This is a genomic window from Salinicoccus sesuvii, assembly GCF_042648145.1.
Lineage (GTDB): Bacteria > Bacillota > Bacilli > Staphylococcales > Salinicoccaceae > Salinicoccus > Salinicoccus sesuvii.
Genome location: NZ_JBHRWV010000007.1, coordinates 487,398 through 513,913 on the forward strand (window position 1 = coordinate 487,398; position 26,516 = coordinate 513,913).

Sequence of the window (26,516 nt, forward strand, 5' to 3'; positions counted from 1 at the left end):
ATTAGTGATATCTAGAGCACCATGGTCTGCCGGGGCTCCCACCTTCCCCCGGTCGCTTCTGCTGCCAATAGCGTCTGCATGTCTAACAATACTATTATTATGCTAAATATCAGCTGATCCGTCAACATATCATTCGTTTTGATCCCGCTCTATTGCTTCAAGATCATCCACTCGATGTTCCTGATTTGTTTCAAAATCAAGCAGATAGTCCCAATCATCGGACTTCAGCAAGTCGAGCTGTGCTTCGACCAGCATCTTGAATCGCGCACGAAAGATCTTCGACTGTCGTTTCATATCTTCTGTCTGGCTAGCAATATGGCGCGCTCGATCAAGACTTTCACTGATGATCCGTTCACGTTCCGCTTCAGCGGACTTCAGAATTTCTTCGGCCCTAGCCTGTGCCGTACGCTTCGCCTCATCTCCTGCACGCTGGGCAGTGAGTATGGCTTCATTGATGCTTGTCTCTACGTTCCTAAAGCTGTTGAGATTTTCTTCCTTCTCATCCAGCATTCCTTCTAATTGTTTAATCTTTTCATCCCTCTGGTCGATTTCCGCCTGCATTGCTCTGAGATGCGTGCGCACTTCCTGTTCATCCAGGCCGCGGTACACCGTAGGAAACTTACGATTTACAGCTTCTTCTCTATTCATAATATTCACCTCAGTTGTGTATTACCCATCCCGATAGACCCTAACCTCGAGCCGGTACTTTCCTTTTCTGGTTTCTGCAGTCAGTTTCGTAACCTTAAAACGGCCGAAGTGACGGATGGATACTGTATCACCGGTCTCCATTATAAATGAAGGGCTTGTAACAATCGAATGATTGACTTTCACCTTGCCCTTTTCAACACGTGCTTTCGACTTTGCACGACCTTCATTGATTACTTCTGAGATGATGGCATCCACTCTGAAAGAGGATACGAGGATTGACGCCGTCTTACCGTCATCCACTGCCTCTATGAAAGATTCATGAGGAACTTCTACAAGGGTGATAGGAGCGTTCCTAATCCGATCCAGTGATTGACGGAACATTTCCACATAGGGAGCAGCTACCGCAAATTGGATCCGATCACCGATGACAATATCCCCGATTAGGGAACGATCCACACCAATGTTCATTATGGCCCCGAGAATATTGCGATGTGTCAAGGTCACGAACTTCTCAGGGTACTGCATTTCAAAAATGGTAATCTCGAATTCGTGGGACGACACTTCAAGCATCTCAGGTACAATCATTGCACGTCTACGTTCACGCGTACCTGGACCACCGTAGAATTCGACCTTGAGTTCCGGGTAGCTACCAGCAAGACTTGTTACAATCATCTGCTCTCTCGGATCTAGGAAATCCAGCAGTATCGGGTAGTAGTCTCGTTCAGCAATTTCAAACTTGCCGTTGTACATTGTAATTTTTTCATGTTCTTCTTTTCTAAAATGCTGATAGATTCCTTCCACTCTACATCCTCCAGTACGGATTGATGAAGGCGCCCATAATGGACAGTCGAAACGACTAAATGTCCGCTATGTGCGCCTCTTATCAATTATTTACATTAGTGCGGGATATATTGCATTGAACACAGCGTTCAGACCGCTTAGGAAAAGTCTTAAAACAATAATGGCGATGATCGGAGACAAGTCGAGTACCCCACCGATTGGTGGGATCAGTTTTCTGAAAGGCTCCAGTATAGGCTCATAGACCTTGCCAAGAATTTGACCGAATGCCGATTCCCTCAATCCAGGCACCCAGGAACTAAAGATGTAGATGATAAGTCCCCAAGTGAAGATTGGAAATACAGTGTTTATGAAACGCTGTATAAAGAGCAGTATTTCTATAATCAATTGATTGTCCAATATGATTCTCCTTACATTTCTTCGATTTGATTTTTGCCTTCGCTGATTTCTCCTTCAACGCTGACACTGTTTGGTGTGCACAAGAAGATATCCGTACCAACTTTCTGGATATCACCATCCATTGCGTAAACCGTGCCACTCAGGAAGTCGACAATCCGTTTTTTTGGACCCTGTTCCACCTTTGTAAGGTTAACGAGCGTCGCCCGCTCGTTCTTCAATTCATCAGCAATATCCTGTGTCTCGGAAAATACTCTCGGTTCAAACAGGCATACTTTTGTATTGCTTGCTTCTGCGCTCATCAAAGTGGTCTCCTTTTCATTCTGGATGGTTTTCCTATCTTTTTCGGGGCGTTTTCTGACAGGTTTCTTCCGTTCCGTCTTTCGGTGATTTGAAGGTGTCGTTTCCTTCTCCTCCGACGTCGGTGGTGTTTCTACGGATGGGTTTTGGGTTCGCCCTTTTTTCGATTCTTCCAGGCTTGTGACTTTCATATTACTGCTTGTTGCTGGCTGTTTTTTACTTTCTTTCGCTCTATCGTCTTCTTCGTACTCCACAATAAATATATCCTTAAAAAACTTTTTGATGGCCATGGTTTTCACCTGCTCCCCATTAATTTACTGCCAATACGTACATAGGTGGCACCATATCTAAGAGCAATATGATAATCGTTGCTCATCCCCATGCTTAGCTCCTCAATTTGTATATTGCCGGAATTCTTTTGCTTTAAGGCATCTCTTAACGCTTTAAGCTTTTCGAATACTTGGCTGACTGCCGTTTCGTCCTCTGTATGTGGTGCCATTGTCATGAGGCCGATGATTTGGACTTTGCTATAATTTCTAATGTCTTCGAGAAATTCAGGCACCATCTCCGGTGCTAGTCCATGTTTGCTCGACTCACCCGAAATATTTACCTGTATAAAACATTTTACAGTATGACTGCTATATTGTTCAATTTTTTTAGCTACACTTACACGATCCAGTGAATGCACATAATTAAGATGGTCGATAACATCCTTCACTTTGCGCGACTGCAGTGTACCGATAAAATGTACCTCTGCATCTTCTGGCAATACTTCACGTTTCTCGAGAAATCCCTCGATCCGGTTTTCACCAAAATGCCTCACACCTGCATCGTATGCCTCAAGTGTCTCTTCCACTGAGTGGTATTTCGAAACTGCAATCATCGTGGCTTGGCTTCCGATTTCTTGATTCAGCTGTTCATAGCGATCTTTGATCATCTTCATACCTCCCGATAAACGCAAGCGCCCGACCCGTCTGTCCATTCTCAAGGCGATAGGAAAAGAACCGTTCCATATCTTCCGTGCCAAGCTCTGATACATGTATATTTTCCGAAATGATGCCTGCTTTCAATGCCTGATAGCGATTGACAGTCTTCAAATCAAGCTTCCATTCGGAGCCGTTTTGTTCCACTGCACTATCCGGCAACCCTATCTCTTCCAATGCCTGGATAACTTTTGAATCGACAGTATAGCATGCACCATTGATTGCTACACCAATCATCACAGAGAGATCTTGAGGCTCGCCGTCATATTTTTCTACCAGCTTCCCAATAATGCCGCATGCAGTACCTCTCCAACCCGCATGGAGTAGAGCTGTAAAGTTATTTTTTCTGCTCCACACATAAATTGGTACGCAATCTGCATAATTCATGGCGAGCAACAGTCCACGATCATATGTATAGAGCCCATCAACATCATATAGCGTGCTTGATTGCTTACGTACATTTACCCCGGCATCCTCCAAGGTCACTTGTCTAATATTGCCCCCGTGCTTTTGAATCGGTAGCACCCAGCGGTCCGGAGAAAAGCCTACTTCAGCAGCTAGCATGTTCTGATGTTGATGCACATTTGAGGTATCATCATTAATGTAGAGAGCCATATTAAAGCTCTCCGACGGGAAATTGCTATGTCCCTCCGTGCGCTTAGTATACCCCATTACAATTTCATCTGAAGTGGTACCTACATAATGTTTATGATTGTCGAATCTCATATCTACACCTCAAAAAATAAGTCAGAAAGGCGTGCCCTTCTGACTTATGCTCTATTTCTATCTTCTGCGTCTTGAACGGTTTCTCAAGAACGTCGGTACTTCATAATCATCCTGTGGCTCATTGTTTGTCTCTCTTGGTTCCGGCTCACGTTCAGGTGTACTTTCCTTTGAGGAAGTCGGGTATGTGAATGATTCACGCTTCTCTTCCTTTTCAGGTGTACGATTTACAGATTTCTCATTGAACCCTGTTGCGATAACCGTAACGATGATCTCATCTTCAAGTTCAGGGTTGATGACTGTACCAAAGATCATGTTTACGTCTTCATCCGCTGCATCTTGCACAACATCTGCTGCTTCTTGTGCTTCAAACAGTGACAGCGATTCGCCACCTGTGATATTCATCAGGACGCCTTGGGCACCAACGATGGATGTCTCAAGAAGTGGACTTGATATTGCCTTTTTCGATGCTTCGATTGCACGATTCTCACCACTCGACACGCCAATACCCATGAGCGCTGAACCTTGATTGTACATAATAGTCTTAACGTCTGCAAAGTCGAGGTTAACTTCACCACTGACAGCAATCAGATCGGAAATACCTTGGACACCTTGTCTTAGAACATTGTCCGCTTCCTTGAAAGCTTCCATCATTGGAGTTGACTTGTCTACAATATCAAGTAGACGGTCATTCGGTATGACGATGAGCGTATCGACTGCTGCTTTCATTGCATCTACACCTGCAGAAGCCTGAGTCTGACGCTTTCTCCCTTCGAAGGAGAAAGGACGTGTAACGACACCAACTGTCAGTGCACCCATTTCTTTTGCAATCTTGGCAACAACTGGTGCAGCACCTGTACCAGTACCGCCACCCATTCCGGCTGTAACGAACACCATGTCCGCACCTTGGATAGCATCTTCAATCTGTTCTCTTGACTCTTCAGCAGCCTTTTTGCCGATATCTGGATTTGCACCAGCACCCAGGCCACGTGTCAATTTTTCGCCAATTTGGATTTTGGATTCAGCTTTTGACAGGTTAAGCGCCTGTCCATCTGTATTGATAGCAATGAACTCGACGTTCTGCATGCCATCATCGATCATGCGATTGACAGCGTTGTTACCGCCACCGCCGACACCAACAACTTTCAAAGTAGCCATATGGTTGAAACCTTGTTCGAATTCTAACATTTCCATTTCCTCCCAGTCATTCATCTTACTCAAACAAATTTTTGAAGAGCTTTTTCATATATCCACGATAATCTTTCTGATCACTTTGACGCGTTTCTTCAGAACGTTTCGTGACTGTTTCATCAGAACGCGATTCATCATATGCATAATCGGAATACTCTGATTCTTCAGGAGCAGGCTCGCTAGTTTTGTCAGATGGAAACTTGTATGTTTCCCCTGACTCCAGCTGACGGGTGTTATGTTCTTTTCGCTTATTGAAAAGCCCGTTGAAGAAGTTACCCGACGCCTCTTCAGATGCCTCGTTGTGAGCTTCATCCGACTCCGTCTCATAATTATTAATTGTAACATACTCGAGAAGTTCATCAAACATAATTCCGCTTGATACTGTCGAAATAACGCTTGAGAACTCAGGCTTTCTTACCCCCATCTGGTTAGGAACATGCACTCTGATCTTTTCCGATACAAGATCCTGCATAAGTTCTTTGACTCCAAGAAGATTCGCTGTGCCACCTGTAACGACAAATCCACCATTAACTTTGGTGATTCCCTGCTGCTGAAGAGCTTCAAAAACACCCATTAGAATTTCTTCTAGCCTCATCTCGATGATGTCCGCGAGATCTTTTGGTGTCACTTCAATATCTGGTTCTCCATCGCGTTGTGGAAGTCTGATGATATCTGCTTCGGAAGCGAGTTCATAAAAGGCATGGCCATACTGCTGCTTTGCCTTCTCAGCCGCTTCTTTTGACGTGTTGAAAGCTTCCGAGAGATCGTTTGTAATATGGTTACCCCCGACTGGGAGACTTCCGGCATATCTTAATGTACCACGTTCGTAATAACCGAACTGGGTCAAATCTGCACCGATATCGATTGCTACACCGCCGAGCTCCACTTCGGACTCGCTCAATATATGCTGATAATTGACTGCATCGGAATATACATCAAGGACCTCAAGACCAGCATCCTCGACACATTTGACCGCATTCATAAGCAATGTTCGATTGACAAGAACGATACCTGCACTTACGAAAAGCGACTGAGTTGCCATCATTTCTTTCGGGTCCACTACTTCATGCAGATCATCGACTTTGAAGTGAATTGGATAGACGGTTACTACTTCACGGTCTTTATGGATTTCTCTTTCCCTCAGCGTTTCGAGGAGGTCTTCGATATGTGTCCCGTTAATTTCTGTAGAATTGCCACCAAAACGCAACTCCTCTTCACTGAATTTGAATTCAGTTTCAGTAATCGGCATTTTTAAAAAGACTTCATCTATATCAACACCAGATGAGATCTTTGCCTTTTTAATCGTATCTATAATAGCATTTCTCGCCAGATCAAAATCTTTTATCTTCCCTTTGGATATGCCATCCGTAAAGGTCTGGCCAGTACCAATGATGTTGACACCATCGTGGAACTTCTCACCGACGACCGCCTTCACGCTAGCGGAACCGATATCCAGGGCAACATAGTAATGTTCCTTCAACTCATTTGCCTCCTAGCAAGCCTGTTTCAGCTTTCTATCATATAGTTTACATTATACCTTTTATATTGTGAACTATTTATGCACAATAGTCCAGTATAAAAACAGGCGGGGAATCATTATTCCCCGCCCCCGATATCTATAAGTTGATCTTTCACATTTGCCAGTGCCTGATTCACATCTTCAATGTATTTTGCCTGCACAGGGGCTTCGTAGATGCCGGATTTAACTTCTTCTGCTTCCTTACTTCCGTATGGCAGGAAACTGCTACCGATTTCAAAATCGATGACCCCTGAATTCGGGTCTCCAATCTCATTTCGAACACTTGGATAATAGTTCATCTTTTCATCTATAGTGCGGTAATCTGCAACAATTTCTTGGCCGTCGTTCATAAACATGTGAACGCGTGTCGCCGAATTGACAGAAGGGCGGTAGTAAATCTCTGATATGCTAGCAAGTATTTCGCTATCCACTTTCCCGAGATTCTCGACCAGTTCATTGAACTCCCCGCCTTCGAAATAATGAAGGATTGGTGCCTGCTTTGGCGAGGAAGGGTAACCTCTTAGTATCTGTGCATTTTCAAGCACTGGATAATAGTCGGTATTATTCTCAACATAACCGAGTGCTCTATATTCCACCACTGTGACCGTAATCGTATTCCACCAGTTGCGCTCGAGTTCTACATTCTCGACAACAGGCAAAAGTGCGATGTTCTCTCTGGCCTGTGACAAATCGGCACTAAACATCTTCGTGCCTTCATCGAAATGCAGGCGGTTTTGTATTTCTGCATCACTGATCAGTTCATTGCCGGAAATTTCGATGTTTTTAATATCACTTGCACTGCTGAACACATACCAGATCAACATGCTTACAGAAAGGAGCAGTACAGATAGTAATAGTATGTAGAAATGCGCCCGCTTAAATCTTGGACGCGACCATTCTCTTTTTTCCTTCCGCTTTCTGTCCTTTTGAGGGAAAATTTCATGCTGTTTTTCTTTTCTCGGAAAAGTCTCGATTTCGTCTTCATCTATCGAATGGTAAGTCGTAGTTCCTTCACTTTTTTCCCTCATCAATCTACCGTGGAAAGTCTCGACTTCTATTTTCTGTGTAGGTGTTTCATCAGTGCGGTCTGCTCTATCTTCAGAAACACTACTGTCTGGTTCATTCTGCTGACTCAGAGGAGGGGAGCCGTTGCTGAGGCGTTCATCCAGCTTATGGTTGTTAGATCCCCTCGTGCGCTTTAACTTTTGTCTCATTCCATCTATGTCAGGTCTCTCACTCATCGGCCCACTCCCTTCATCTATCTACCAAGCATGCTGAACCCTTCTTTGAAATGGTCGCCTCTTGCTTCGTAGTCTTTGTATTGATCCCAGCTCGCACATGCTGGTGAAAACAAGACAACCTCGCCGGGTAATGCCTGTCTTGCAGCCAACTGTACCGCTTCATACGGGTTTTCTGAAACCAAAACAGCCTTTTTGGTAACTTGAGCTAGTGCTTGAAATTTTTCTTTTGTCTCACCGAAAGTGATAATCATGCGTACATTTTTCATATGGGAGGCAAGCGCATCCAATGACTGGCCGCGGTCGAGCCCCCCAGCAATCCAGATGACGTCTTCATCGAAGCTTTTGAGCGCAAAAGTAGTCGCTAGGTTATTCGTTGCTTTTGAATCATTGTAGTAGGCCACATCTCCGTATTCGCCAAGGTGCTCCATCCGGTGAGGGATACTCCCGAAATTCAAAAGTGTCTCTTTGACTGCTTCATCCGTTGCCCCGTGCCGTTTAGCTGCAAGCAGCGCTGCAAGAATATTCTCATGGTTATGAGCACCTTTTAATTTCACCTGATCAACATGGATGAGAGGCTTTCCTTCATATGTGATGACACCTTCATTAATAAAGGCGTCGGCATTCTCTAAAGTGGAAAAATACTGAACATGAAGATTCGATGTATCTTCTAGCATATCTCGTTGCATACCATTGAATACTACGGTCTGATGACGGTCCATATTGGATAGAAGATTCATCTTCGCTTGTACATAAGATTCGCGGCTTCCATGATAATCAATATGAGCTTCGTAGATATTGGTAAAAACTGCTGTATCGGGACGGAAGTCTTTCACACCCATCAGCTGGAACGAAGACAGCTCCATAACTAGGATATCGTCCTTAGTTGCTTCTGCCGCTGCTTCCGATGCCGGGTAACCGATGTTCCCACATAGTATCGGCGACAGCCCTGAACGTTCGAGCATTTCACCAATCAAATGTGTTACCGTCGTCTTACCATTCGTACCAGTAATACCGATGATCGGTGCATCTGTCATATGATACGCGAGTTCAACTTCGGTTATTATCGGTATATCTCTGTCAGCAGCGGTTTCAAGAAATGGAATGGTATATGGTATACCTGGATTTTTGACAATCAGTTCAGCATCATTCAACAAACTTGTCGGGTGGTGGCCATCGACAATATCAACACCCCACCCTTTCATCGTTTGACGTACTTTTTCATCTGCAATGATTTCGTTTGTCGTCAATGTAACGACAGCACCGAGAGATACAAGCGCTGAAACAGCGCTCCGACCGCTGCGACCGTATCCTAAAACAACAACGTTCTTATTCTCAAAACTATGTGTCATCTAAAGCGCCCCCAGTAGCACACCAATAGTGCCTGCAATAATGCCGACAGTCCAAAACACGATAACTATCTTCCATTCACTCCATCCACCAAGTTCGAAGTGATGATGAATCGGTGTCATTCTGAATACCCTTTTGCCAGTTAGTTTGTAAGAAGCGACCTGAATCATCACTGAGGCAGTCTCAAAAACAAAGACGATACCAATGAGCAGCAACAGCAGACTTTCATTGAGCATAATCGATACTGTTGCAATGATGCCACCGAGTGCCAAGGAACCTGTGTCGCCCATGAACAACTTTGCCGGATACTTGTTGTAGATAAGGAACCCAAGCAATGCACCAATCATTATCAGTAGGAAAAGCGCTATCGTCATTTCATCTTGCATAATCGCTATGACTAGGAAACTTGAAAAAGCTATGATGGACAGTCCTGTGGCTAGACCATCGAGCCCATCAGTTAAATTGACTGCATTTGAGAAACCTACTTGCCAGAAAACAATCCACAATATGAATAGTATGCCGAGCGGAATGTCAATATCTGTTGCAGGTATGCTTATGCTCGTATCGATATCTGTAATAGCCTGGGTCATAATGAAATAGACAATGACAGAAACGATAATCTGGGCAAGAAATTTCTGTTTGGAAGATAACCCTCTGTTGTCCTTTTTGACAACAATAATATAGTCGTCAATGAAGCCAATTAGTCCAAAACCGACTGTCACGATGACAAGAACCAGCATCTTATAGGCATCTTCCACCACTAGTAGTGCAATGATAGACAAGAGGATGACCGGGATTAAGTAGGTCAGCCCTCCCATCGTCGGTGTACCCGTCTTTACTTGGTGACTTTTCGGACCTTCGACACGGATCGACTGTCCAAATTTCATTCGTTTTAGTAATGGTATGGTCACCGGTACTAGTATGAGTGTGCTGATGAATGCAATGATTGGAAATAGATAATTCATTTTGTCCTCCTCTAATCTTCAGGGTCGTTCGATGATAATGTGACTTCAAGCATCTCTTCATCATTCAAAATCGTGCCGGGTTCAATGGACTGCGATTTTACATACCCCTCTCCTTCTACAACAACATCTGCTCCGATGAAGTCACCAAAAAGCACTACTTCACGTTTTGATAGGCCAGAAAGATCGGGCATCGTCGCGTCTCCTTCAGTCTTAACGAAGAAGGATTCGTAAGGTAACAGCGTTTCATTCTTAGGATAGTGGTCTTCCACCGCTTCGCCGTCTCCAACAACTACGGTCTGGATGTTCGAGTCTGATATGAATGGAATTTCCGACAAGTTCTCTCCTGAATAGTCCTCAACATCTATTGCTTCAGCTCCTTGATCACTTCCTGATTGTCCGACTGTCAGATATTTGAGCGTCCGTTCCATCAATGGGTTGAAACCTGGCATGACACCAATGTCCCACGTATCGGATTTGTTTTTTGAAGCAAGCTTCACACCATAGTATACAATCACTTCGGGGTCATCCTTTGGAGCGTATCCCATGAACGAAGTTAAGAATTCGTATGGACCATTCATATAACCACCATTTTCAGGATCAATTACCTGGGCGGTTCCAGATTTGCCTGACACCTCGTAATCATCAAGCAAATATTGTGAGTTCCTGTCCATGGAACCACCGACCAATGTGTTAAGTTGTTCATGTGTTTGCTCTGCAGCCTCTTCTGAAATGACTTGGCGTATGACTGTTTCCTTACCTTGATGTAGTACTTCTCCGGTATTCGGGTCAGTAATCGATTCGATGACGTATGGTTTCTTCATCTCCCCACCGTTTAGGATTGCTGTCATACCCTGGATCATCTGTATTGGTGTCACGGTTGAGCCCTGACCGAAAGAAGTTGTTTTCCTCTGCAGCTCACTCTCCCAAGAAAGTGTCCCGGATTGTTCATTCGGGAACTCTGAGTCAGTTGTTTCACCGAAACCAAACTGTTTATAATAATCGAGCATTTCGTCTTCACCGACTTTGTCCTGTAAGAGCATCATCAGAGCATTTGACGAATACTGCATTCCTTCATTGTAAGTGATTGTGCCCCACCCCTCAGTCTCCCAGTCGTGAATAGTGTATCCATCGACATCATAGGAGCCTGATTCGTACAGTGCATCTGGATCATATTCCCCTGCATCGATCGCGGCAGCAAGACCAAAGACTTTGAAGGTTGAACCTGGCTCAAATGAATACTGGTACAGCATGTTCAGCCAGCTTTTACCAAACCCTTCGCGTGTTCTCGGATTGAAGGAAGGGCGCTGTCCACTTGCCAGAATCTCACCGGTTTTGGCGTCTGCTACAACAGCAAACAGCTCTTCTGGTTCGAAATGTTCCTCCATCGTATCTAAAGATTCTTCTAGGTACAGCTGGATATTCGAATCAATTGTAAGCTGCATCTGTGCACCATCTTCTGGTGGTTTGACCGTATCTGAATTCGGCACTATATAACCCCACAGATCTTTCGTGTAGTCTATGGTGCCATTCTGACCTCCAAGCACATCATCATAGGCACGTTCTAGACCGAGCTGACCGTGAAGTTCATCCGAATCTTCTTGCTGTTCTGCATATCCGATCAAGTGCGAAGCAAAGTCTCCATTGGGATAAAATCTTTTCGTTTCAGGCGTCAGAACAATACCTGGAATATTTCCATCCTCAAGTGCGTTTTTCTGGTTGTACGAAAGGTCACGTCCTTCTTTGCCAAGTTCCACTTGGAAACGCTCATTTTCTATACCCTCTTCTATGCGTTTTTGAATATCTTCAGCCGGCATATCAATGATGTCAGCTACTGCCTCGGCTGTTTCTTCGGGATCTGTAACGTGATTCGGATAATCCGAATCTGTAACCAGCGCCAGGCGATATGCTTCCATATCGCTTGCCAGAACGTTACCATGACGATCCACTATTTCCCCACGTGCTGCTTCACTGACTGATGTCCGCGTAAACTTGTCGTGCCCATGAGCGACTAGATCTTCGTCATCTAACGTCTTGTTTACCATCAGATAGATAAACTGCCAAAATATGCAAAGAAAAAGCACTCCTATACCAAGGTAGATTAGGAGCGCACCAACTGATAGCGTTTTAGTTTTCTCACCAAGCCTGATTCTAATCTTTGCCATACTTCTCAGCAACCTTTACATTTCCATTGTCCAGTTCGAGTCCAAGTTCATTAGCTTTTTCATAGATTCTATCGTATGAAGCAAGGTCGGTTACTTCGGTCTTAAGCTCACTAATTTCACCTTCCATGACGACGATTTCACTCTCGACTTGGGTGTTTTCAGCCTGCAGTGCGTATGCCTCCATCTTTAGTGAAAGTACATAAATTGCGGCTGCTGCAATCATTGCCATCAGTAGTAGATATGCAAGTGCTTCGAACTTCTTGATACCGATGACGCGTTTTGCCTTTCTGGTTTCGTGAATCTGTTCCTGCTCTATCTGAGGATGCGGCAGGGTTTGCTGATAACGTTCTACTGCCATAATAACACTCCCTATTTTTGCTTCTCTGCGATTCTTAGTTTAGCACTGCGTGCACGTGGATTCTCTTCCACTGCGATGTCATCCGCAACAATCGGTTTTTTGTTGACACGCTTCAAAATGGGTTCATAGGCTTCGGGAATGATTGGCATATTTCGGGGCAGTTCAGGTCCAGACTCATATTCTACGAACATCTGCTTGCAGATTCTGTCTTCTAGTGAGTGGAATGTAATCACTGATACGCGTCCGCCCTTGTTCAGAAGGTCGATTGCCTGTTCAAGAGAACGCTCAAATACGCCAAGCTCATCGTTCACTGCGATTCTCAGTGCTTGGAAAACACGTTTGGCCGGATGGCCACCTGTTCTTCTGAACTTGTGTGGTATCTGCGATTTGATAATCTCTGTAAGTTCAACAGTTGTTTCAATGGGCTTATCCGCACGTATGCGCTCAATCTCTCTGGCGATTTTCTTAGAAAACTTTTCCTCACCGTATCTGAAGAAAATACCTGTCAGCTGCTCATAGGAATATGTATTGACAATCTCGTACGCATCGAGAGACTGACTCTGATCCATGCGCATATCAAGTCTTGCTTCTTTGGAGTGGCTGAACCCGCGTTCTGTAAGATCCAGTTGGGGGCTTGATACCCCAAGGTCATATAAAATACCATCAATTCCCGTAATACCTTTTTCAAAAAGCGCTTCTTTCAAATGTTCAAAGTTGGAATGGATAAGTGTGAGGTTTTCACTATCTTTAAGTGTTTTCTCTGCGTTCTGAATTGCCAGGCTATCCTGATCAAAAGCAAACAGGTGTCCTGTTGTCAGTTGTTCGAGAAGATAGGCACTGTGCCCGCCACCACCTAATGTGGCATCGACATAAATGCCATCCGGGCGTATATTCAGCCCGTCCACTGTTTCCTTCAATAGAACGGTATCGTGCCTGAACATATCCTCACATCCTATAAATCAAAGTCAATCAATTCTTCTGCTATATCTTCATAGTTGGATTCCGAAAGCTCATAAAAGGATTCCCACTTTTCAGTGCTCCATATCTCAATTCTCTGTGAAACACCTATAACCGTACATTCTTTTGTTAATTCAGCATAATCTCTTAAGTTTTGTGGAATGTTGATTCTACCCTGCTTATCGACTTCGACTTCAGCTGCGCCTGAAAAGAACATTCTCATGAACTTTCTGGCATCTCTTTTCGTCAAAGGCAGAGTGTTCATTTTCTGTTCGATCTTTGCCCATTCTTCCATTGTATAACCAAACAGACAATGATCGAGGCCTCTGGTAATGATGAACTCCTTATCAAGGGCGTCCCTGAACTTACTAGGAACGATCAAGCGTCCTTTTGCATCGAGCTGATGCTTGAATTCTCCCATGAACATCAAATCACCTCGCCTATACAAATAATTTACCACATCTCCCCACTCTGTACCACATATTATGTGTATTTGTCTGAATTTAATTACTTAACACGAAAAAAGACAGCTTCCAAAGGAAGCTGTCTTTTTACTAGACCCCTTTTATAACTGTCAGTTTTGTCGTATAACTCAAAATACTCAAATCCACCGTCGGGAACATCCATGGATGATAGACGCGCTCCTGTAATACTCCCCCAGGCACAACCCTTTCGGCCGTCTCCTCCAGGTCATTGATCTTGCCTCTGAGTGTCTTCTTCACTTCTAGCTGGTATCTTCGTTTCAGATAGTCGAGTTGTTTGCGATGTACTTTCAAATTTGCCTCAATCAAGTGCTGATACTGCTCTCGCCCCGTTGTGGCCGACAATTTTTCATAATTCTTTTTGAGGTCAGCACCTATATCGTCCACTTCATTAAGAAATTCTTGGTCAGTGGCATCTGCAAGAAGCATCTCCTTTTTCTCTTCAACGTCGGCATGAAGATTTTTAGAAACTTCCAGTCCATATTTGCCCAGGAGTTTACCGAGTCGCATATCTTCATGGATGATTTCCATGCGTTTTAGTACTATCGGCATCGACACGTCCATTGTCTCAAACACTTCATGAAGTTCCCCCCAATATTTTACCTCAGCACCACCGCCAGTAAATATGAGGGTATTGAATAGCATCTCCTGCATAAGCGGTCTTGTAACGACATTGTTACTAAAGGTTTCGGGAGTTTCACCAAGCATTTCCATTAGCTCTTCTTTATCAGCTTGACCTCTATCGGTCTCAAAAATGCCATTGCCTGAGCCGAGTAGAGTCCTGTTGCCTTCAGAACCTGTGAATAGGTGCACATTAGTTTCAGTCTCTATCATTGGAGAAAGTCCAAGGGTTTCATTGAATCGCTTCTGACCGTCCCTAAATGACTGATCGATTTTTTCGTGGCGATGAATCATACGTTCAAACATCGGAATTTCAAATTCGCGCACCGCTTCGCTGTGAGCATTGAATATGAGCAACCCTTCATCCTTAAACACATCATGAACTAATGCATGGAACAGTTCAGTCCAGTACTCGTACTGATGAATCATATCGATGATGTGATTTTTTTTATGGTGCAGTAGACCAGAATCACCACAAGCCTCGATGATTCTTAGAAGTGTTTTTTCCATTTCAGCAGAATCATATTTATAAAATCCAAGGCTCATCGGCACTGATAGATTCGGTTTGTATGAAATTTTACGGCGGCGTCTATGACGTTTGTCGTAAACGTAAGTATGATTTACTTCCTCAAAGTCGTGATCTTCTCCGGCAACCCAAAAGACAGGCACTGCTTCATAGGCATGCTCTGTTTTAATCTCTCTTGTCAAAACCATAAGTGTGATTATCTTATGCATGATATAACTTGGACTCATGAATAATCCTGCCTGCTGCCCACCGATGACGACACGATTTCCCTTCCGCAATTTCTCTATATTCTCACGTTGCGCATCGCTCAGACCGTATCGCTCCATATCATCTTGGATGATGCTTGCAAGCTTTTCGGTATGTTCATGCACCGGGCGATCGAGCACCTTTTTTATACTTTCCTCATCATAGGAAAGATGATCGTAGAACTGCATTGTTTTTTGATCTTTATTGTTAAAATTATTTAAGAATTCATCCTGTCCGAAATCCAAACATTCAATTTCCATAATCCGTCTCCTTCTTCGGCTTAGTAATTCGATTATAAATATTATAAACATATAAAACAATTGAACGGTTTTGAAGAAATATACTATAATGGTCTCAAAGGAGAGAATAATATGTCAGAAGTGAAACATCTAGCAATCAACTATAAAACTGTAGAAGATTTTAAGAAATTCCGTGAATACGGCGCACAGGAACTGCATATGATGCAAGAACTTGAAGGCAATATGATTGATGCAGATATCGACTCCCCATTCTATGGCATCTACGTAGGTGATACATTGGCTGCGCGCATGTGCCTATATCGCAAAGAAGACGAGCAACAACCCATATTCGATCCTCCCCATGACTATATGGTCATCTGGAAGCTCGAGGTACTTGAGAAATATCGCGGCCGAGGTTTTGGTTCTCAATTAATCGAGTTCGCCAAAGACTACGAACTACCAATCAAAGCAATTAGCCGTCAAAATGCACGTGGGTTCTTTGAAAAACACGGCTTTGAAACGATGAAATACGATATTGATCGGGATATGGCGGATGACCCGTTGATTTTCTATCCAGAAGGCTATGTATTGAACTAAATAAAAACTATAAAAAGTCGCTGGCGGAATAAATCCGCCAGCGACTTTTTAATATCGCATCAATTAGTTTGCTACGACGTCTTCACCTTTATAGCTGCCACATTCTTTACATACACGGTGGGAAAGTTTCATTTCTCCACAGTTAGGGCATTCCACCATACCAGGCACTGAAAGCTTCAAATGCGTACGGCGTTTTCTTTTGCGTGTAATTGAGGTTCTTCTTTTTGGTACTGCCATTTCTATTCCTCCTTATTCTCACTGTCGTCTAGCAGCGATTTCAACTTTGCCATTCTCGGATCCAATTTTTCCGCTTCTTCCCTCATATCCTCTTCCCTTGTAACTGACCAGTTGCTACCACCTGTCAGTTCTTCATCACTTTTGGTAATGACATAAGGAATATTGACGACAATCAGTTCACGTACAATGGGTTCGAGATCCAAAGTATGGGTCACTGGATGAACATTTTCAGCCAGTTCGTCGGTCTCGCCCGGTTCTTCAACGAACACTTCTTGTGATTCGATATGAAGAGGCACTTCTATATCTTCAGAAGTACGGCTATCGAGCATATTGACCACTGTATCTATCGTGAGATCGACCAGAATCTCACGATTCCGTATATGAATCTCACCTTCCACTGAAGTCTCTCCAGTGCCAGTGACATCCTTGCGATCTGTTATTTCTCCGAACTGGACTTTCTCATTTACAGCGATTGATTTCTGTTTGAACTTATTAAGCTGTGTTAATGACCATCTCATATAGTTTCACCTCTTATGAGCACAAAAAACATTGTACCTTCAACAAGGTTTTCTGTCAAGTTTTTTTCTTAACACTTCTGATAGCGCTAATGGTATTTTCTGATACAATAACATTAAGGATAAAGGAGTGTCTAATCATGATTATTACATCTTTAATTACTGAATACAATCCCTTTCATAATGGACATATTCACCATATTGAAGCATCTAGACGGCTGACCGGGGCAGACATTGTCATTGCAATCATGTCAGGTAGCTTTACCCAACGAGGCGAGATTGCTGTCACGGACAAATTCGCCCGAGCCCGAGCAGCAGTAAAGCATGTGGATCTCGTTGTCGAACTGCCTATGCCTTGGGCTGTTAGCTTTGCAGATGACTTTGCGCGCGGCGCGGTGTACATAGCTAATCTTCTCGGTAGCAGCAACATCGTATTTGGCAGTGAATCAGGAGATATTAATACTCTGAAGCAGACTTACCAGAAGCTAAAGGAACAAGATATAAGAGAAAAGATGGAAACATTTATCAAGGCGGGATACAGCTATCCTAGGGCAATCAACGAAGCCATCGGCTCCGATATCTTTACAGGTGCCAACAATACACTTGGGCTATCCTACCTGCGTGCCATCGACGTACTCCACTCTGACATCACTCCACTTACCATACCGAGGCTTGGCAACCAGTTTAATGAGACTGACTTGTCTAAATCTCGGTTCTCGAGCGCCACCAGTTTGAGACAAGCCATCCAAGAGGGGCGTGTCGAGGAAGCATCATATTATATGCCAGAGACACTCGCACGGTTCATCCATGTTCATGGCCCCCTATCCAATGAAGCACTGTTTCAAACTTTAAAACTTTTAATCCAGCGTAGCACACCTGAAACCCTACGCGATATCTATATGATGACAGAAGGCATCGAGCATAGATTACTCGCCAAGATTAGAAACCACCATTCCTATAGTGCTTTTCTCGCTGATGTGAAAACCAAGCGCTATACAATGACACGTCTCAACCGTCTAATGACTTATATACTGTTAAACGTTACCAAATCACAGATGGCAACGTTAGAGATGCCAAAAGCGGTCAGAGTCCTTGCCATGAACCGCGCTGGTCAGGCTTTCCTGAAAACTCTGCCCAAAGATCTTGAAATCATCACCAACGTCAACAGTAAAAACAGCCTGTTTATAAAGAATGATATCGTCGCTACCGACATCCATAACATCTATAGTGGCTCCGATCAGAATGATTTCAACACACCGGTCATTATCGTAGACTGAATTTATTTTTCAGGGCATCCTCGACAAGCGGTGGCACAAGATCTTCTATCTTCCCACCATACTTAGCAACTTCTTTTACGATAGAAGATGAAATGAAAGAATAGTTGTTGTTTGTCATCATGTATATCGTCTCTATCGAGCTGTTGAGCTTGCGGTTCATAGAAGTTAGCTGCATCTCGTATTCAAAATCGCTTACCGCGCGCAGTCCTCTTACGATTGCTTCAGCTCCAACATCTTCGCAGAAATCGATCAGCAGGCCATTGAAACTCCTCACTTCTACATTCGGCAGGTGGGCGGTCACCTCTTCTATAAGCGCAACCCGCTCCTCTGTTGAAAAGAGGCCCTCTTTTGATGAATTTTTCAACACAGACACATAGACATTATCGAATATCTTACTTGAGCGTTCGATGATATCGAGATGACCATAGGTGATCGGATCAAAACTTCCTGGACATACTGCAGTTCTACTCATTATAAATCTCCTTCTTTCGTCAGTACATTGATGCGAATGGTACCATAGACTACTTCCCTCTGACTAATATAACCAGGTATCTCATAGACTTCGTCCTTATGGGTTTCAACGACAATCCTTCCACCGTCCGCAAGTATTTTCAGGGAGTCCATCAGATCAAGCGATATATCAACCATCCCCTTATGATACGGCGGATCGAGGAATATTAGATCGAAGTGGCGCTCCCGCTTGTTCATCGCACGAAGGGCACGGCGATAGTCATTACGAAACACTTCCACCGGCTCATCAATATTTGATACGTTCTCCTTTATAATACCAATAGCGTCTCTTGCCCCGTCTATAAACATTGCTTGCTTAGCACCCCGGCTCAATGCCTCGATGCCGAGTGCACCGCTACCAGCGAATAGATCGAGTACGCTGCCATCGATCGGTCCGAGTATGTTAAAAATATTCTCTCGCACCTTGTCGGTTGTCGGCCTGGTATCGTTCGATTTTAATACTGAAAGTTTTTTTGTTTTATACTTTCCACTAATTATTCTCATGAGAAACCCGCTTTCTTTCCTTACATGGTTAGTTTAGAATGATGAATGGGAGTTGATAAAATGCAAAAATTCATCACAATGGGTGAAGGCCATGGCGACCTTTTCGAACTTGAAGCTCTGATTTCAAATAATCACGGCAGAATAGATAAAGGCATTTTCCTGCATACGGAAAAGGGCCTATCTACATTTCTTCTAGTCATGACACCCGTCCGCGGAAATTTCCAAGCTATATACACCATATATAGAGGCATCCTCCACAAGTCAGGCACGGGACAAAAATACAAGATGATTGATGGATGGTGTCGGGAACATGATATTCCAATTGTAGAATTCTCAACACGGGATCCAAAGGATTTCCATGAAAAGGATCAATTTTACCAGTATATTACCGGTGTACTACGCCTAAATCATTTGATTCCACCACTGACCTGAAGTCAGATGACACGGTAGTCCTTCGATTCGAAATTTTCGGTGCCATATTCTCTTTTAATGTTTGGATATTCACTTGCCACTACATCGCTGACATACTTTAAACGGTTCAGTGCTTCCATTGTTTGAGAGAGGTCCGTTTCGTATATATATAATAATAAGTATTTTTTTCCTTATTGACGTATATGAGGTGGCCGTATCGTTTCAATTGTCGTATGAATTTATTTTGTTTAAAATAAATGTATATGCCAATGCGTTTCTCAAGCATACTACCCCACCTTATATTTTTTTATACAGTTATGATACCATGGAAATACGAAGTTTTAAATGAAACTATAATTGGAGGCATAATTACTATGAAAAAGTGCACGAAAAGCCTACTCACAGCAACCGGGATTACAGGCGGACTTGTTGGCGGCCTATGGGTCGGGACTAAAGTCACCAGAGAGCCGAAGATCAGAGACATCAAACCCTACTTCAGACATCGTTCCCCCTACGTATTCGCACATCGCGGCGGTATGGGACTGGCACCGGAGCACACCATTGCAGCCTTCGATAAGTCAAGCAAGTTTGATGTAGATGGATTTGAAATCGATATTCGCCTGACGAAGGACGAGGAGATTGTCGTTTTCCATGATGCATATGTGGACCGCACTTCAAACGGAGCAGGACGTATCAGTAACTTAACACTCGATGAACTTAGAAAATTGGACTTCGGATATCATTTCCGAGATGCCGAAGGCAAACATCCTTATAGAGGAGCCGAAGATGTAGGTATTGTCACACTTAAGGAACTGATTGAGAGATACCCTGACAAACTCATTAATATTGATATCAAAGACGATCCGAATTCATACGAAGGCAGTCTAATGCCAAGCCTGCTTTATCGGCTGATTGATGAGCTGGGTGTACAAAAACGTGTGCTCGTGACAAGCTTCTACGACTCGCAAATCAATCGGTTCCATCTATACTCCGGCGATGATATCGCCCTAGGTGCAGGTGAGGATCAGGTGAGAAATGCTTATCTAGCATACACTTCAGGATTCAAGCATCTCTTCAGTCCTAAGGCAGATACTTTCCAGATTCCACCTCGCTACAATAATATCCCTTTGAATAAGGAAGGTTTCATCGACTTTCTGCAGAGCTTGAATATTGCGGTCGGCTATTGGGTTATCAACGAAATGGATGAAATGGACGAACTCATTCAAAAAGGTGCACATACGATTGTCACTGACTATCCAGACATCAGTCATCACTTAATGAACGAAAGATATTAAAAAAAGGCTCCCCTTAATCAGGGGGGCCTTTAGTATGTTTTAACTTGCGCTCTGGCACCCGCAACTACCGCCTGTTGAGCACCCGGACTCTCCGGATACGGAGAAAAATGGGTTGCTGCTGACGATGTTGACGTTGTTGCTTATACTTATCCCTACATGGTAGAGTACCTCATCGAGTAGCGCCTGCAATTGATACTCTGCCCTTCTGTATTCCATGATGACAGGATGCATATCCAATTTCTTTTTGAATTGGTTAATCTCCCGGCGTTTAGTACTGAAGTCGGGGTGGTATCTGCCAAACCTCTGAACTTCTTCAAAATCCAGTTTCAATCGGGTAAACTGATCTATAAGCTGCGCCACTTCCTTATCTTCTTCAAGGAGTGCACGATATTTACAATACTGCTGATGGGCTTCGGTTTGCCTTATTTTCTCATTTAAGGCATCGAGCTGATCTAGAATTTGCATTTCTGTTTCTGTAACCATTTACAACACCTCACTCACATAGTATCACAGATACATGGCTTTACACCACCGGTGCTTGCAGTTTTCAATTACCATTTGCAACTACCGGAACAATAGATTAAAATTAGAGTAATGGAAAAATGCTTAGGGAGGAAAATTCATGGTTTTCGAAAACTCTACTCTTGAGACGATGATCGTTTCTCAAGATATACTGCAAGATGTAATGAATAAGAATGGGCTCGTACTCGGCGGGGCGTGGGATTATGAAAGAATGACTTTTGACTACAAATTTGAAGTGCCAGAAGGCATTTTCTACTTGCGTATGCCCGGCTATGCTGTAGAAGGAGATGTCGGTGCTAAAAATGCTATCCTCCAACTTATGGATCCTTATATGGGAAAACACTATTATCCGACAGGTCTTGAGTACGGAAGTGACGAACACTTCCCTGAACGCCTCGTAGACCTTGCAGTACAAAAAATCAGGGCCGTTGCACAGGATCTAAAAGCTATTTCTTAAATATCTGCTACAAAAAGGACTGCTCAAAAGAGCAGTCCTTTTTTTCTATCCTTGGAGTATAGCCTTAATCAATGAAGTTGTTTCTCCACCCGGGTAGAGTACATAGAGCAGTACGTATACCATGACACCGGTAATTGCTGTAGCGAACCAGATGATCGATGCCCAAGGTGCAATTTTCCTATGGGGTGCAAGTCTCCCCTTGTAGCCTAGATAGACTTGGATACCGCCGAGCGCGCCTCCTGTCGTAGCGAGTATAATATGAAATATTAAAAATACCGTATAAAAAGGGACTAGCGCGTCTGGGCCACCAAATGCAGTATTGCCTATGAATACCGTTCTTGAAGCGTAGATGATGAAAAAAATTAGCGCACTGACTGCTGCGTATGTCATCATTTTCTGATGTCCTTCAATTTTTCCATTTCTTACTTTAACAATACCTATGGCCATAAAAATCGCACTGATTACAATGAATAATGTACTGATAGTCGGTAAAATATGCACTGTGTGATTCTCCTTATTCCATTATCTATATTGATTGAAAAGCTCTTTTTGGAGGCGCGCTTCTTCAACGGAACGGCGTGTCACTTCATCTTCATCCATACGTTCATTCCTGTACCATTTGAAGAAGAGGTGACCGAGCATAAAGCTAAAGAAGACTTCTTGTAAGACTTTCATAATAATTCCGCCAGTCTGCTGATCCATAAGCGGTGTCGTATTAGTAAAGTACTCGGGACCAGAAATGATGCCCTGCCCTTTCAAACCATCAAGTACGCCGGAAGGTACACACAATTCCATTGCTGCAAGCCACGCATCTCCATCTGTATAAGTGCTGTAGAGTGGTTGCCCTGCAAAAATAATCAACGCACATGCTGGCGTCAGAAGTGCACCAATCGCAAATATATAAAGGAGCTTGAATAATCCTCCCATATGCTTCTCCTGTGGTTCAACCTTATTAAATATAGGATAGAACATCAGGAGGGACAGCATAAAGAGCAGAATATTAAACCCTGAATGCAGTGTTGCATTATGCTTAAGGAAATCCAGTACAACTGGAATGTGATAGATGGAGAAAACTCCATTAAACAAAATCAACGGTATTAACGGCTTTTTCGCTATCGCAAAAAATTGCTTTAGAACTGGCAAGTCTACAATATACTTCCATAAATATTCTGGTATAGCGAAGTACATCAAAGGCGCAATCAGAAGAAACACAACAGCCATCTGTAACATATGGAAACTAAAAAGGATATGGCTGAGTACGTCAACCGGCGCACCATACATAGCGTAAAGCAGTACCATGCTTGTAATAAAAACTGACCCTTCTTTGAATGTCAGCGGTCGACCACCTTCGAAATCCTTATACCACTTCTTAGTGATCAGAAAATAGACGACGGATATGAAAACCACTAATGCTAAAAAGTACGGACTCCAGTTTGCGATGAATCCGAATATTGATATAGATGACAAGTTTCCCATTAAAAATCATCCCTTTATAAAAACGCTTAATTTTAGTATAGTTTCCAGGTACGCGTTGGGCAAGTTAATACCATGACAATATAATGACAAATAAAGACCGGCACAGTGTGCCGGTCTTTATGCTGATTTAAATTGGTTTACCAATCCATACGATATAAACGAACGTAACTACAAAGGCAAGTGCGAAGAACATGCCAGTTAGCATGAACAGCTTAGCAAACTCATGCCCTTTGTCCTTCATATGCATGAAGTAGTAGAACTGAAGGATGACTTGTATAAAAGCCATACCGATGACGATAGGAATAACAAATTGCTGATCTATATCCATCGCCACAAGTCCAAAAGCCGTAAATGTCAGGAAGATCATTAGTGAAAATGAAACAACTTGCTGACGCATCTCCTTCGTGCGTTCACGACGTACATAATCGAGCTTCTGTTTTGACATCGGTTCTTGTTTAATTTCTGCCATGTTACATCACTCCCAGCAAGTAGACTATTGTGAAGATGAATACCCACACAACATCGATGAAGTGCCAGTACAAGGAAGCTGTATTTACTTTCGCAGCTGTATACACGGATATACCACGTTTGGCATTACGCAAGATAAGTGACGTAATCCAACCAAGCCCAATGGCAACGTGCAAACCATGTGTCCCAAGTAAGAAGTAGAACGCGCTACCGAATGCGCTGGATCTGAAAGTGTGGCCTTCGTGAACATATTCGATGAACTCATATATCTCAAGAGCCAAGAAACCAAGTCCAAGTAGAACAGTAATACCAAGCCAAAGTTGCATTTTAGCAAAGTTATTATTTCTCATATGATAGACCGCATAAACACTTGTCAGAGATGATGTCAAAAGGAACATCGTCATAACCAACGCAAGCGGTAGAGCGAAGAGGTCAGCAGCCAGAAGATGGTCATCTCCTGGAACTGAATCCTTCAGAGCAAGATAGGTTGCAAAAAGAGAAGCAAAGAGTGCAGTCTCCCCTGCAAGGAAAATCCAGAAGCCGACAAACTTATTTTTACCTTCCATTGTCGCTGTTTCAGGATGGGCAGGCCATCTTTCACTTGGCACATTATATTCCATGTGAGCCATTATCTCGCCCTCCTTTCTTCTTCTTCAAGATCTCTAAGAACTTCTTCTTTAGTTACATAATAGCCGAGGTCATCTTTTACAGAGCGAGTAATCATTGCGCCGACAGTAATGGCTAGACCAAGGCCGAGCACCCATGGTGCCCACGGATGTACTGGTAGACCACTTACTGCATCAATCGCCCAATCTTTACCTGAAGCAAAGTAAAGTGCGCCGAAACCAGCAACGAAAAGTCCGAAAGACATTACGAATGGGATAAACGAGTTGTTCGGCATGTGGAAGTCTTCCAGTGATTCAGAAGGCATCATTTTACCGTCATTTGCTTTCTTCTCAATCCAGTATGCATCCAATCCACGAACGAGTGGAATTTGTGCAAAGTTATAGTAAGGGACAGGTAGTGGAAGTGACCATTCGAGTGTACGACCATCTCCCCATGGATCACGTCCAACTTTCTGGTTTTTCGCGACTGTCATAACGATGTTGATGACAAGTATGATTACAGCGATAGCCATCAGTAGTGCCCCTATCGAAGATATGAGGTTGGCTGTATTGTATCCCTGCCCGTCAAGGTAAGTGAATACACGTCTTGGCATACCCCATAGTCCAAGGAAGTGCTGAATCAAGAACGTCACGTGGAAGCCGATGACGAAAATGACGAATGTAATCTTGCCAAGTTTCTCACTAAGCATAGTACCGAACATTAGCGGCCAGTAGTAGTGGAGTCCTGCGAGGAGTCCAAACACTACACCACCGACGATAACGTAGTGGAAGTGAGCAACGATGAAGTAGGAATCATGATACTGGTAATCGGCTGGTGCAGCTGCCTGCATGACACCAGTAACTCCCCCCATCGTAAACGACGGAATGAATGCCAAAGCGTAGAGCATTGGAGTTGTAAATTCTATACTTCCGCCCCATACGGTGGCAATCCAGTTAAATATTTTGATACCTGTCGGTACTGCAATCGCCATTGTTGCAACTGCAAAGATAGCGTTCGCTGTCGGCCCAAGACCAACTGTGAACATGTGGTGCGCCCAAACCATGAACCCGAAGAATCCAATGATGATTGTCGCGAATACCATCGCTGAGTAACCGAACAGACGTTTTCGAGAAAATGTCGAGAATATCTCCGAGAATATACCGAATGCTGGCAAAATTAAAATATATACTTCCGGGTGTCCAAATATCCAGAACAGGTGCTCCCAGATAATTGTGTTTCCTCCCGTTTCGACTAGGAAGAAGCTTGAGCCGAACATACGGTCAAAAATAAGAAGAAACAATCCGATTGTGAGTGGTGGGAATGCAAATACTATGAGTACGGAAGCGACAAGTGTCGTCCATGTCATAAGTGGCATTCTCATGTATGTCATACCAGGTGCTCTCATGTTGATGATTGTTGTAACAAAGTTGATACCTGATATCAACGTACCCGCCCCACTAATCTGAAGACCTAGTGCGTAAAAGTCGATACCATGTCCTGCGGACGCGATTGAGAGTGATGCGTAACTTGTCCAACCTGCATCTGGTGCGCCTCCAAGGAACCATGATAGATTCAGGAAGATACCACCAAAGACGAACAACCATACGCCAAGTGCATTTAGGAACGGAAACGCAACATCACGCGCCCCAATTTGCAGTGGTACTGTTGCATTCATAAATGCGAATAATAACGGCATTGCTGCGAGGAAAATCATTGTCGTACCATGCATGGTGATCATTTCATTGAACAATCCTGCTGAGAGGAAGTCATTGTTTGGTACAGCAAGCTGAAGTCGTATCATCATTGCTTCGATACCACCAACTACGAAGAAGAAACCACCAGCAATCAAGTAGAGTATTGCTATTTTCTTATGGTCTACTGTAGTCAAGTATTCCCAGATTACAGAACCGACACCTTGCTTTTTAGCTGTTGATGCCAT

General features: G+C 43.5%; 31 protein-coding genes and 1 pseudogene. 5 read left to right on the forward strand and 27 right to left on the reverse strand.

Translation table 11 applies throughout. From position 1 onward, the window contains the following. Positions 1 to 129 precede the first annotated feature (129 nt). The 16 genes from ACFOJ8_RS08180 to bshC all read right to left on the reverse strand — a co-directional run bounded on the left by ACFOJ8_RS08180 (position 130) and on the right by bshC (position 15,723). Positions 130 to 648, reverse strand: a complete 519-nt coding sequence (locus tag ACFOJ8_RS08180; RefSeq protein ID WP_380655059.1) for a DivIVA domain-containing protein — start codon at positions 646 to 648, stop codon at positions 130 to 132. A 21-nt stretch (positions 649 to 669) separates the two neighbouring features. Continuing rightward, positions 670 to 1,449 (reverse strand): YlmH family RNA-binding protein, encoded by a 780-nt coding sequence (locus ACFOJ8_RS08185; RefSeq protein WP_380655062.1) that lies wholly within the window; start codon positions 1,447 to 1,449, stop codon positions 670 to 672. Between the two features lie 90 nt (positions 1,450 to 1,539). After that, positions 1,540 to 1,833, reverse strand: coding sequence for a YggT family protein (locus ACFOJ8_RS08190; RefSeq protein WP_380657090.1), 294 nt, complete (start codon positions 1,831 to 1,833; stop codon positions 1,540 to 1,542). Positions 1,834 to 1,856: 23 nt separating this feature from the next. Continuing rightward, positions 1,857 to 2,432 carry a cell division protein SepF gene (locus ACFOJ8_RS08195; protein WP_380655065.1) on the reverse strand — a complete coding sequence of 192 codons (576 nt, stop codon included), beginning with the start codon at positions 2,430 to 2,432 and terminating at the stop codon, positions 1,857 to 1,859. 5 nt (positions 2,433 to 2,437) lie between these two features. Then, complete coding sequence (locus ACFOJ8_RS08200; protein ID WP_380655069.1) at positions 2,438 to 3,079, reverse strand: YggS family pyridoxal phosphate-dependent enzyme; 642 nt, start codon at positions 3,077 to 3,079, stop codon at positions 2,438 to 2,440. Further along, positions 3,060 to 3,740, reverse strand: coding sequence for a polyphenol oxidase family protein (locus ACFOJ8_RS08205; protein WP_380655072.1), 681 nt, complete (start codon positions 3,738 to 3,740; stop codon positions 3,060 to 3,062). The genes ACFOJ8_RS08200 and ACFOJ8_RS08205 overlap by 20 nt, the downstream gene beginning before the upstream one ends. A 168-nt stretch (positions 3,741 to 3,908) precedes the next feature. Continuing rightward, positions 3,909 to 5,036 carry a cell division protein FtsZ gene (ftsZ, locus tag ACFOJ8_RS08210; RefSeq protein ID WP_380655074.1) on the reverse strand — a complete coding sequence of 376 codons (1,128 nt, stop codon included), beginning with the start codon at positions 5,034 to 5,036 and terminating at the stop codon, positions 3,909 to 3,911. A gap of 25 nt (positions 5,037 to 5,061) precedes the next feature. Next, entirely contained in the window at positions 5,062 to 6,519 is a 1,458-nt protein-coding gene (ftsA, locus tag ACFOJ8_RS08215) for a cell division protein FtsA (RefSeq protein ID WP_380655077.1), read from the reverse strand. 116 nt (positions 6,520 to 6,635) lie between these two features. Then, entirely contained in the window at positions 6,636 to 7,799 is a 1,164-nt protein-coding gene (locus ACFOJ8_RS08220; RefSeq protein WP_380659911.1) for a cell division protein FtsQ/DivIB, read from the reverse strand. Between the two features lie 17 nt (positions 7,800 to 7,816). Continuing rightward, a complete protein-coding gene (murD, locus tag ACFOJ8_RS08225; protein WP_380655083.1) occupies positions 7,817 to 9,148 on the reverse strand; it encodes a UDP-N-acetylmuramoyl-L-alanine--D-glutamate ligase in 1,332 nt (443 codons plus the stop codon). After that, positions 9,149 to 10,111: a phospho-N-acetylmuramoyl-pentapeptide-transferase gene (mraY, locus tag ACFOJ8_RS08230; RefSeq protein WP_380655086.1), complete on the reverse strand. Its 963-nt coding sequence runs from the start codon at positions 10,109 to 10,111 to the stop codon at positions 9,149 to 9,151. 11 nt (positions 10,112 to 10,122) lie between these two features. Further along, a complete protein-coding gene (locus ACFOJ8_RS08235) occupies positions 10,123 to 12,273 on the reverse strand; it encodes a penicillin-binding protein (protein WP_380655089.1) in 2,151 nt (716 codons plus the stop codon). Continuing rightward, positions 12,260 to 12,631 (reverse strand): cell division protein FtsL, encoded by a 372-nt coding sequence (ftsL, locus tag ACFOJ8_RS08240; protein ID WP_380655091.1) that lies wholly within the window; start codon positions 12,629 to 12,631, stop codon positions 12,260 to 12,262. The genes ACFOJ8_RS08235 and ftsL overlap by 14 nt, the downstream gene beginning before the upstream one ends. Positions 12,632 to 12,642: 11 nt before the next feature. Beyond that, entirely contained in the window at positions 12,643 to 13,572 is a 930-nt protein-coding gene (gene rsmH, locus ACFOJ8_RS08245) for a 16S rRNA (cytosine(1402)-N(4))-methyltransferase RsmH (protein WP_380655094.1), read from the reverse strand. Between the two features lie 11 nt (positions 13,573 to 13,583). Continuing rightward, on the reverse strand, positions 13,584 to 14,015 hold the full coding sequence (gene mraZ, locus ACFOJ8_RS08250) for a division/cell wall cluster transcriptional repressor MraZ (RefSeq protein ID WP_380657092.1): 432 nt from the start codon (positions 14,013 to 14,015) through the stop codon (positions 13,584 to 13,586). 127 nt (positions 14,016 to 14,142) lie between these two features. After that, positions 14,143 to 15,723: a bacillithiol biosynthesis cysteine-adding enzyme BshC gene (gene bshC, locus ACFOJ8_RS08255; protein WP_380655097.1), complete on the reverse strand. Its 1,581-nt coding sequence runs from the start codon at positions 15,721 to 15,723 to the stop codon at positions 14,143 to 14,145. A gap of 111 nt (positions 15,724 to 15,834) precedes the next feature. Here bshC and ACFOJ8_RS08260 point away from each other — a divergent pair, with 111 nt between their 5' ends. Beyond that, positions 15,835 to 16,299, forward strand: coding sequence for an N-acetyltransferase (locus tag ACFOJ8_RS08260; RefSeq protein WP_380655100.1), 465 nt, complete (start codon positions 15,835 to 15,837; stop codon positions 16,297 to 16,299). Between the two features lie 63 nt (positions 16,300 to 16,362). On the opposite strand, the gene rpmF is transcribed toward ACFOJ8_RS08260, so the two are convergent. Further along, positions 16,363 to 16,536 (reverse strand): 50S ribosomal protein L32, encoded by a 174-nt coding sequence (gene rpmF, locus ACFOJ8_RS08265; protein WP_145285141.1) that lies wholly within the window; start codon positions 16,534 to 16,536, stop codon positions 16,363 to 16,365. 2 nt (positions 16,537 to 16,538) lie between these two features. Then, on the reverse strand, positions 16,539 to 17,054 hold the full coding sequence (locus ACFOJ8_RS08270; protein WP_380655102.1) for a YceD family protein: 516 nt from the start codon (positions 17,052 to 17,054) through the stop codon (positions 16,539 to 16,541). Positions 17,055 to 17,191: 137 nt separating this feature from the next. Between ACFOJ8_RS08270 and ACFOJ8_RS08275 the strand changes: the two genes are divergently transcribed. Next, positions 17,192 to 18,328: a nucleotidyltransferase gene (locus ACFOJ8_RS08275; RefSeq protein WP_380655104.1), complete on the forward strand. Its 1,137-nt coding sequence runs from the start codon at positions 17,192 to 17,194 to the stop codon at positions 18,326 to 18,328. On the opposite strand, the gene coaD is transcribed toward ACFOJ8_RS08275, so the two are convergent. Then, positions 18,315 to 18,800, reverse strand: a complete 486-nt coding sequence (gene coaD / locus ACFOJ8_RS08280) for a pantetheine-phosphate adenylyltransferase (protein ID WP_380655107.1) — start codon at positions 18,798 to 18,800, stop codon at positions 18,315 to 18,317. The two genes, ACFOJ8_RS08275 and coaD, sit on opposite strands and share 14 nt — an antisense overlap. Further along, positions 18,800 to 19,342 carry a 16S rRNA (guanine(966)-N(2))-methyltransferase RsmD gene (rsmD, locus tag ACFOJ8_RS08285; protein ID WP_380655110.1) on the reverse strand — a complete coding sequence of 181 codons (543 nt, stop codon included), beginning with the start codon at positions 19,340 to 19,342 and terminating at the stop codon, positions 18,800 to 18,802. The genes coaD and rsmD overlap by 1 nt, the downstream gene beginning before the upstream one ends. A 60-nt stretch (positions 19,343 to 19,402) precedes the next feature. Here rsmD and ACFOJ8_RS08290 point away from each other — a divergent pair, with 60 nt between their 5' ends. After that, positions 19,403 to 19,774, forward strand: coding sequence for a DUF7147 family protein (locus ACFOJ8_RS08290; RefSeq protein WP_380655113.1), 372 nt, complete (start codon positions 19,403 to 19,405; stop codon positions 19,772 to 19,774). Between the two features lie 2 nt (positions 19,775 to 19,776). On the opposite strand, the pseudogene ACFOJ8_RS08295 reads toward ACFOJ8_RS08290, so the two are convergent. After that, positions 19,777 to 20,039 (reverse strand): annotated as a pseudogene (locus tag ACFOJ8_RS08295) (DUF2129 domain-containing protein). 88 nt (positions 20,040 to 20,127) lie between these two features. On the opposite strand from ACFOJ8_RS08295, the gene ACFOJ8_RS08300 reads away from it, so the two are divergent. After that, positions 20,128 to 21,048, forward strand: a complete 921-nt coding sequence (locus tag ACFOJ8_RS08300) for a glycerophosphodiester phosphodiesterase (RefSeq protein WP_380655116.1) — start codon at positions 20,128 to 20,130, stop codon at positions 21,046 to 21,048. Between the two features lie 39 nt (positions 21,049 to 21,087). On the opposite strand, the gene ACFOJ8_RS08305 is transcribed toward ACFOJ8_RS08300, so the two are convergent. Further along, on the reverse strand, positions 21,088 to 21,531 hold the full coding sequence (locus ACFOJ8_RS08305; RefSeq protein ID WP_380655118.1) for a YlbF family regulator: 444 nt from the start codon (positions 21,529 to 21,531) through the stop codon (positions 21,088 to 21,090). A gap of 139 nt (positions 21,532 to 21,670) precedes the next feature. Here ACFOJ8_RS08305 and ACFOJ8_RS08310 point away from each other — a divergent pair, with 139 nt between their 5' ends. Beyond that, positions 21,671 to 22,027, forward strand: coding sequence for a YugN family protein (locus ACFOJ8_RS08310; RefSeq protein ID WP_380655121.1), 357 nt, complete (start codon positions 21,671 to 21,673; stop codon positions 22,025 to 22,027). Positions 22,028 to 22,072: 45 nt separating this feature from the next. Here the strand turns inward: ACFOJ8_RS08310 and ACFOJ8_RS08315 are convergent, their stop codons facing one another. From ACFOJ8_RS08315 to ACFOJ8_RS08335, 5 genes are all read right to left on the reverse strand, one after another. After that, positions 22,073 to 22,528 (reverse strand): DUF420 domain-containing protein, encoded by a 456-nt coding sequence (locus ACFOJ8_RS08315; RefSeq protein ID WP_380655124.1) that lies wholly within the window; start codon positions 22,526 to 22,528, stop codon positions 22,073 to 22,075. Between the two features lie 21 nt (positions 22,529 to 22,549). Continuing rightward, positions 22,550 to 23,503 (reverse strand): cytochrome c oxidase assembly factor CtaG, encoded by a 954-nt coding sequence (ctaG, locus tag ACFOJ8_RS08320; RefSeq protein ID WP_380655127.1) that lies wholly within the window; start codon positions 23,501 to 23,503, stop codon positions 22,550 to 22,552. A 127-nt stretch (positions 23,504 to 23,630) separates the two neighbouring features. After that, entirely contained in the window at positions 23,631 to 23,972 is a 342-nt protein-coding gene (locus ACFOJ8_RS08325; RefSeq protein WP_380655129.1) for a cytochrome C oxidase subunit IV family protein, read from the reverse strand. A 1-nt stretch (position 23,973) separates the two neighbouring features. Next, on the reverse strand, positions 23,974 to 24,600 hold the full coding sequence (locus ACFOJ8_RS08330) for a cytochrome (ubi)quinol oxidase subunit III (RefSeq protein WP_380655131.1): 627 nt from the start codon (positions 24,598 to 24,600) through the stop codon (positions 23,974 to 23,976). Next, entirely contained in the window at positions 24,600 to 26,516 is a 1,917-nt protein-coding gene (locus ACFOJ8_RS08335; RefSeq protein ID WP_380655134.1) for a cytochrome c oxidase subunit I, read from the reverse strand. Before ACFOJ8_RS08335 ends, ACFOJ8_RS08330 begins: the two co-directional genes overlap by 1 nt.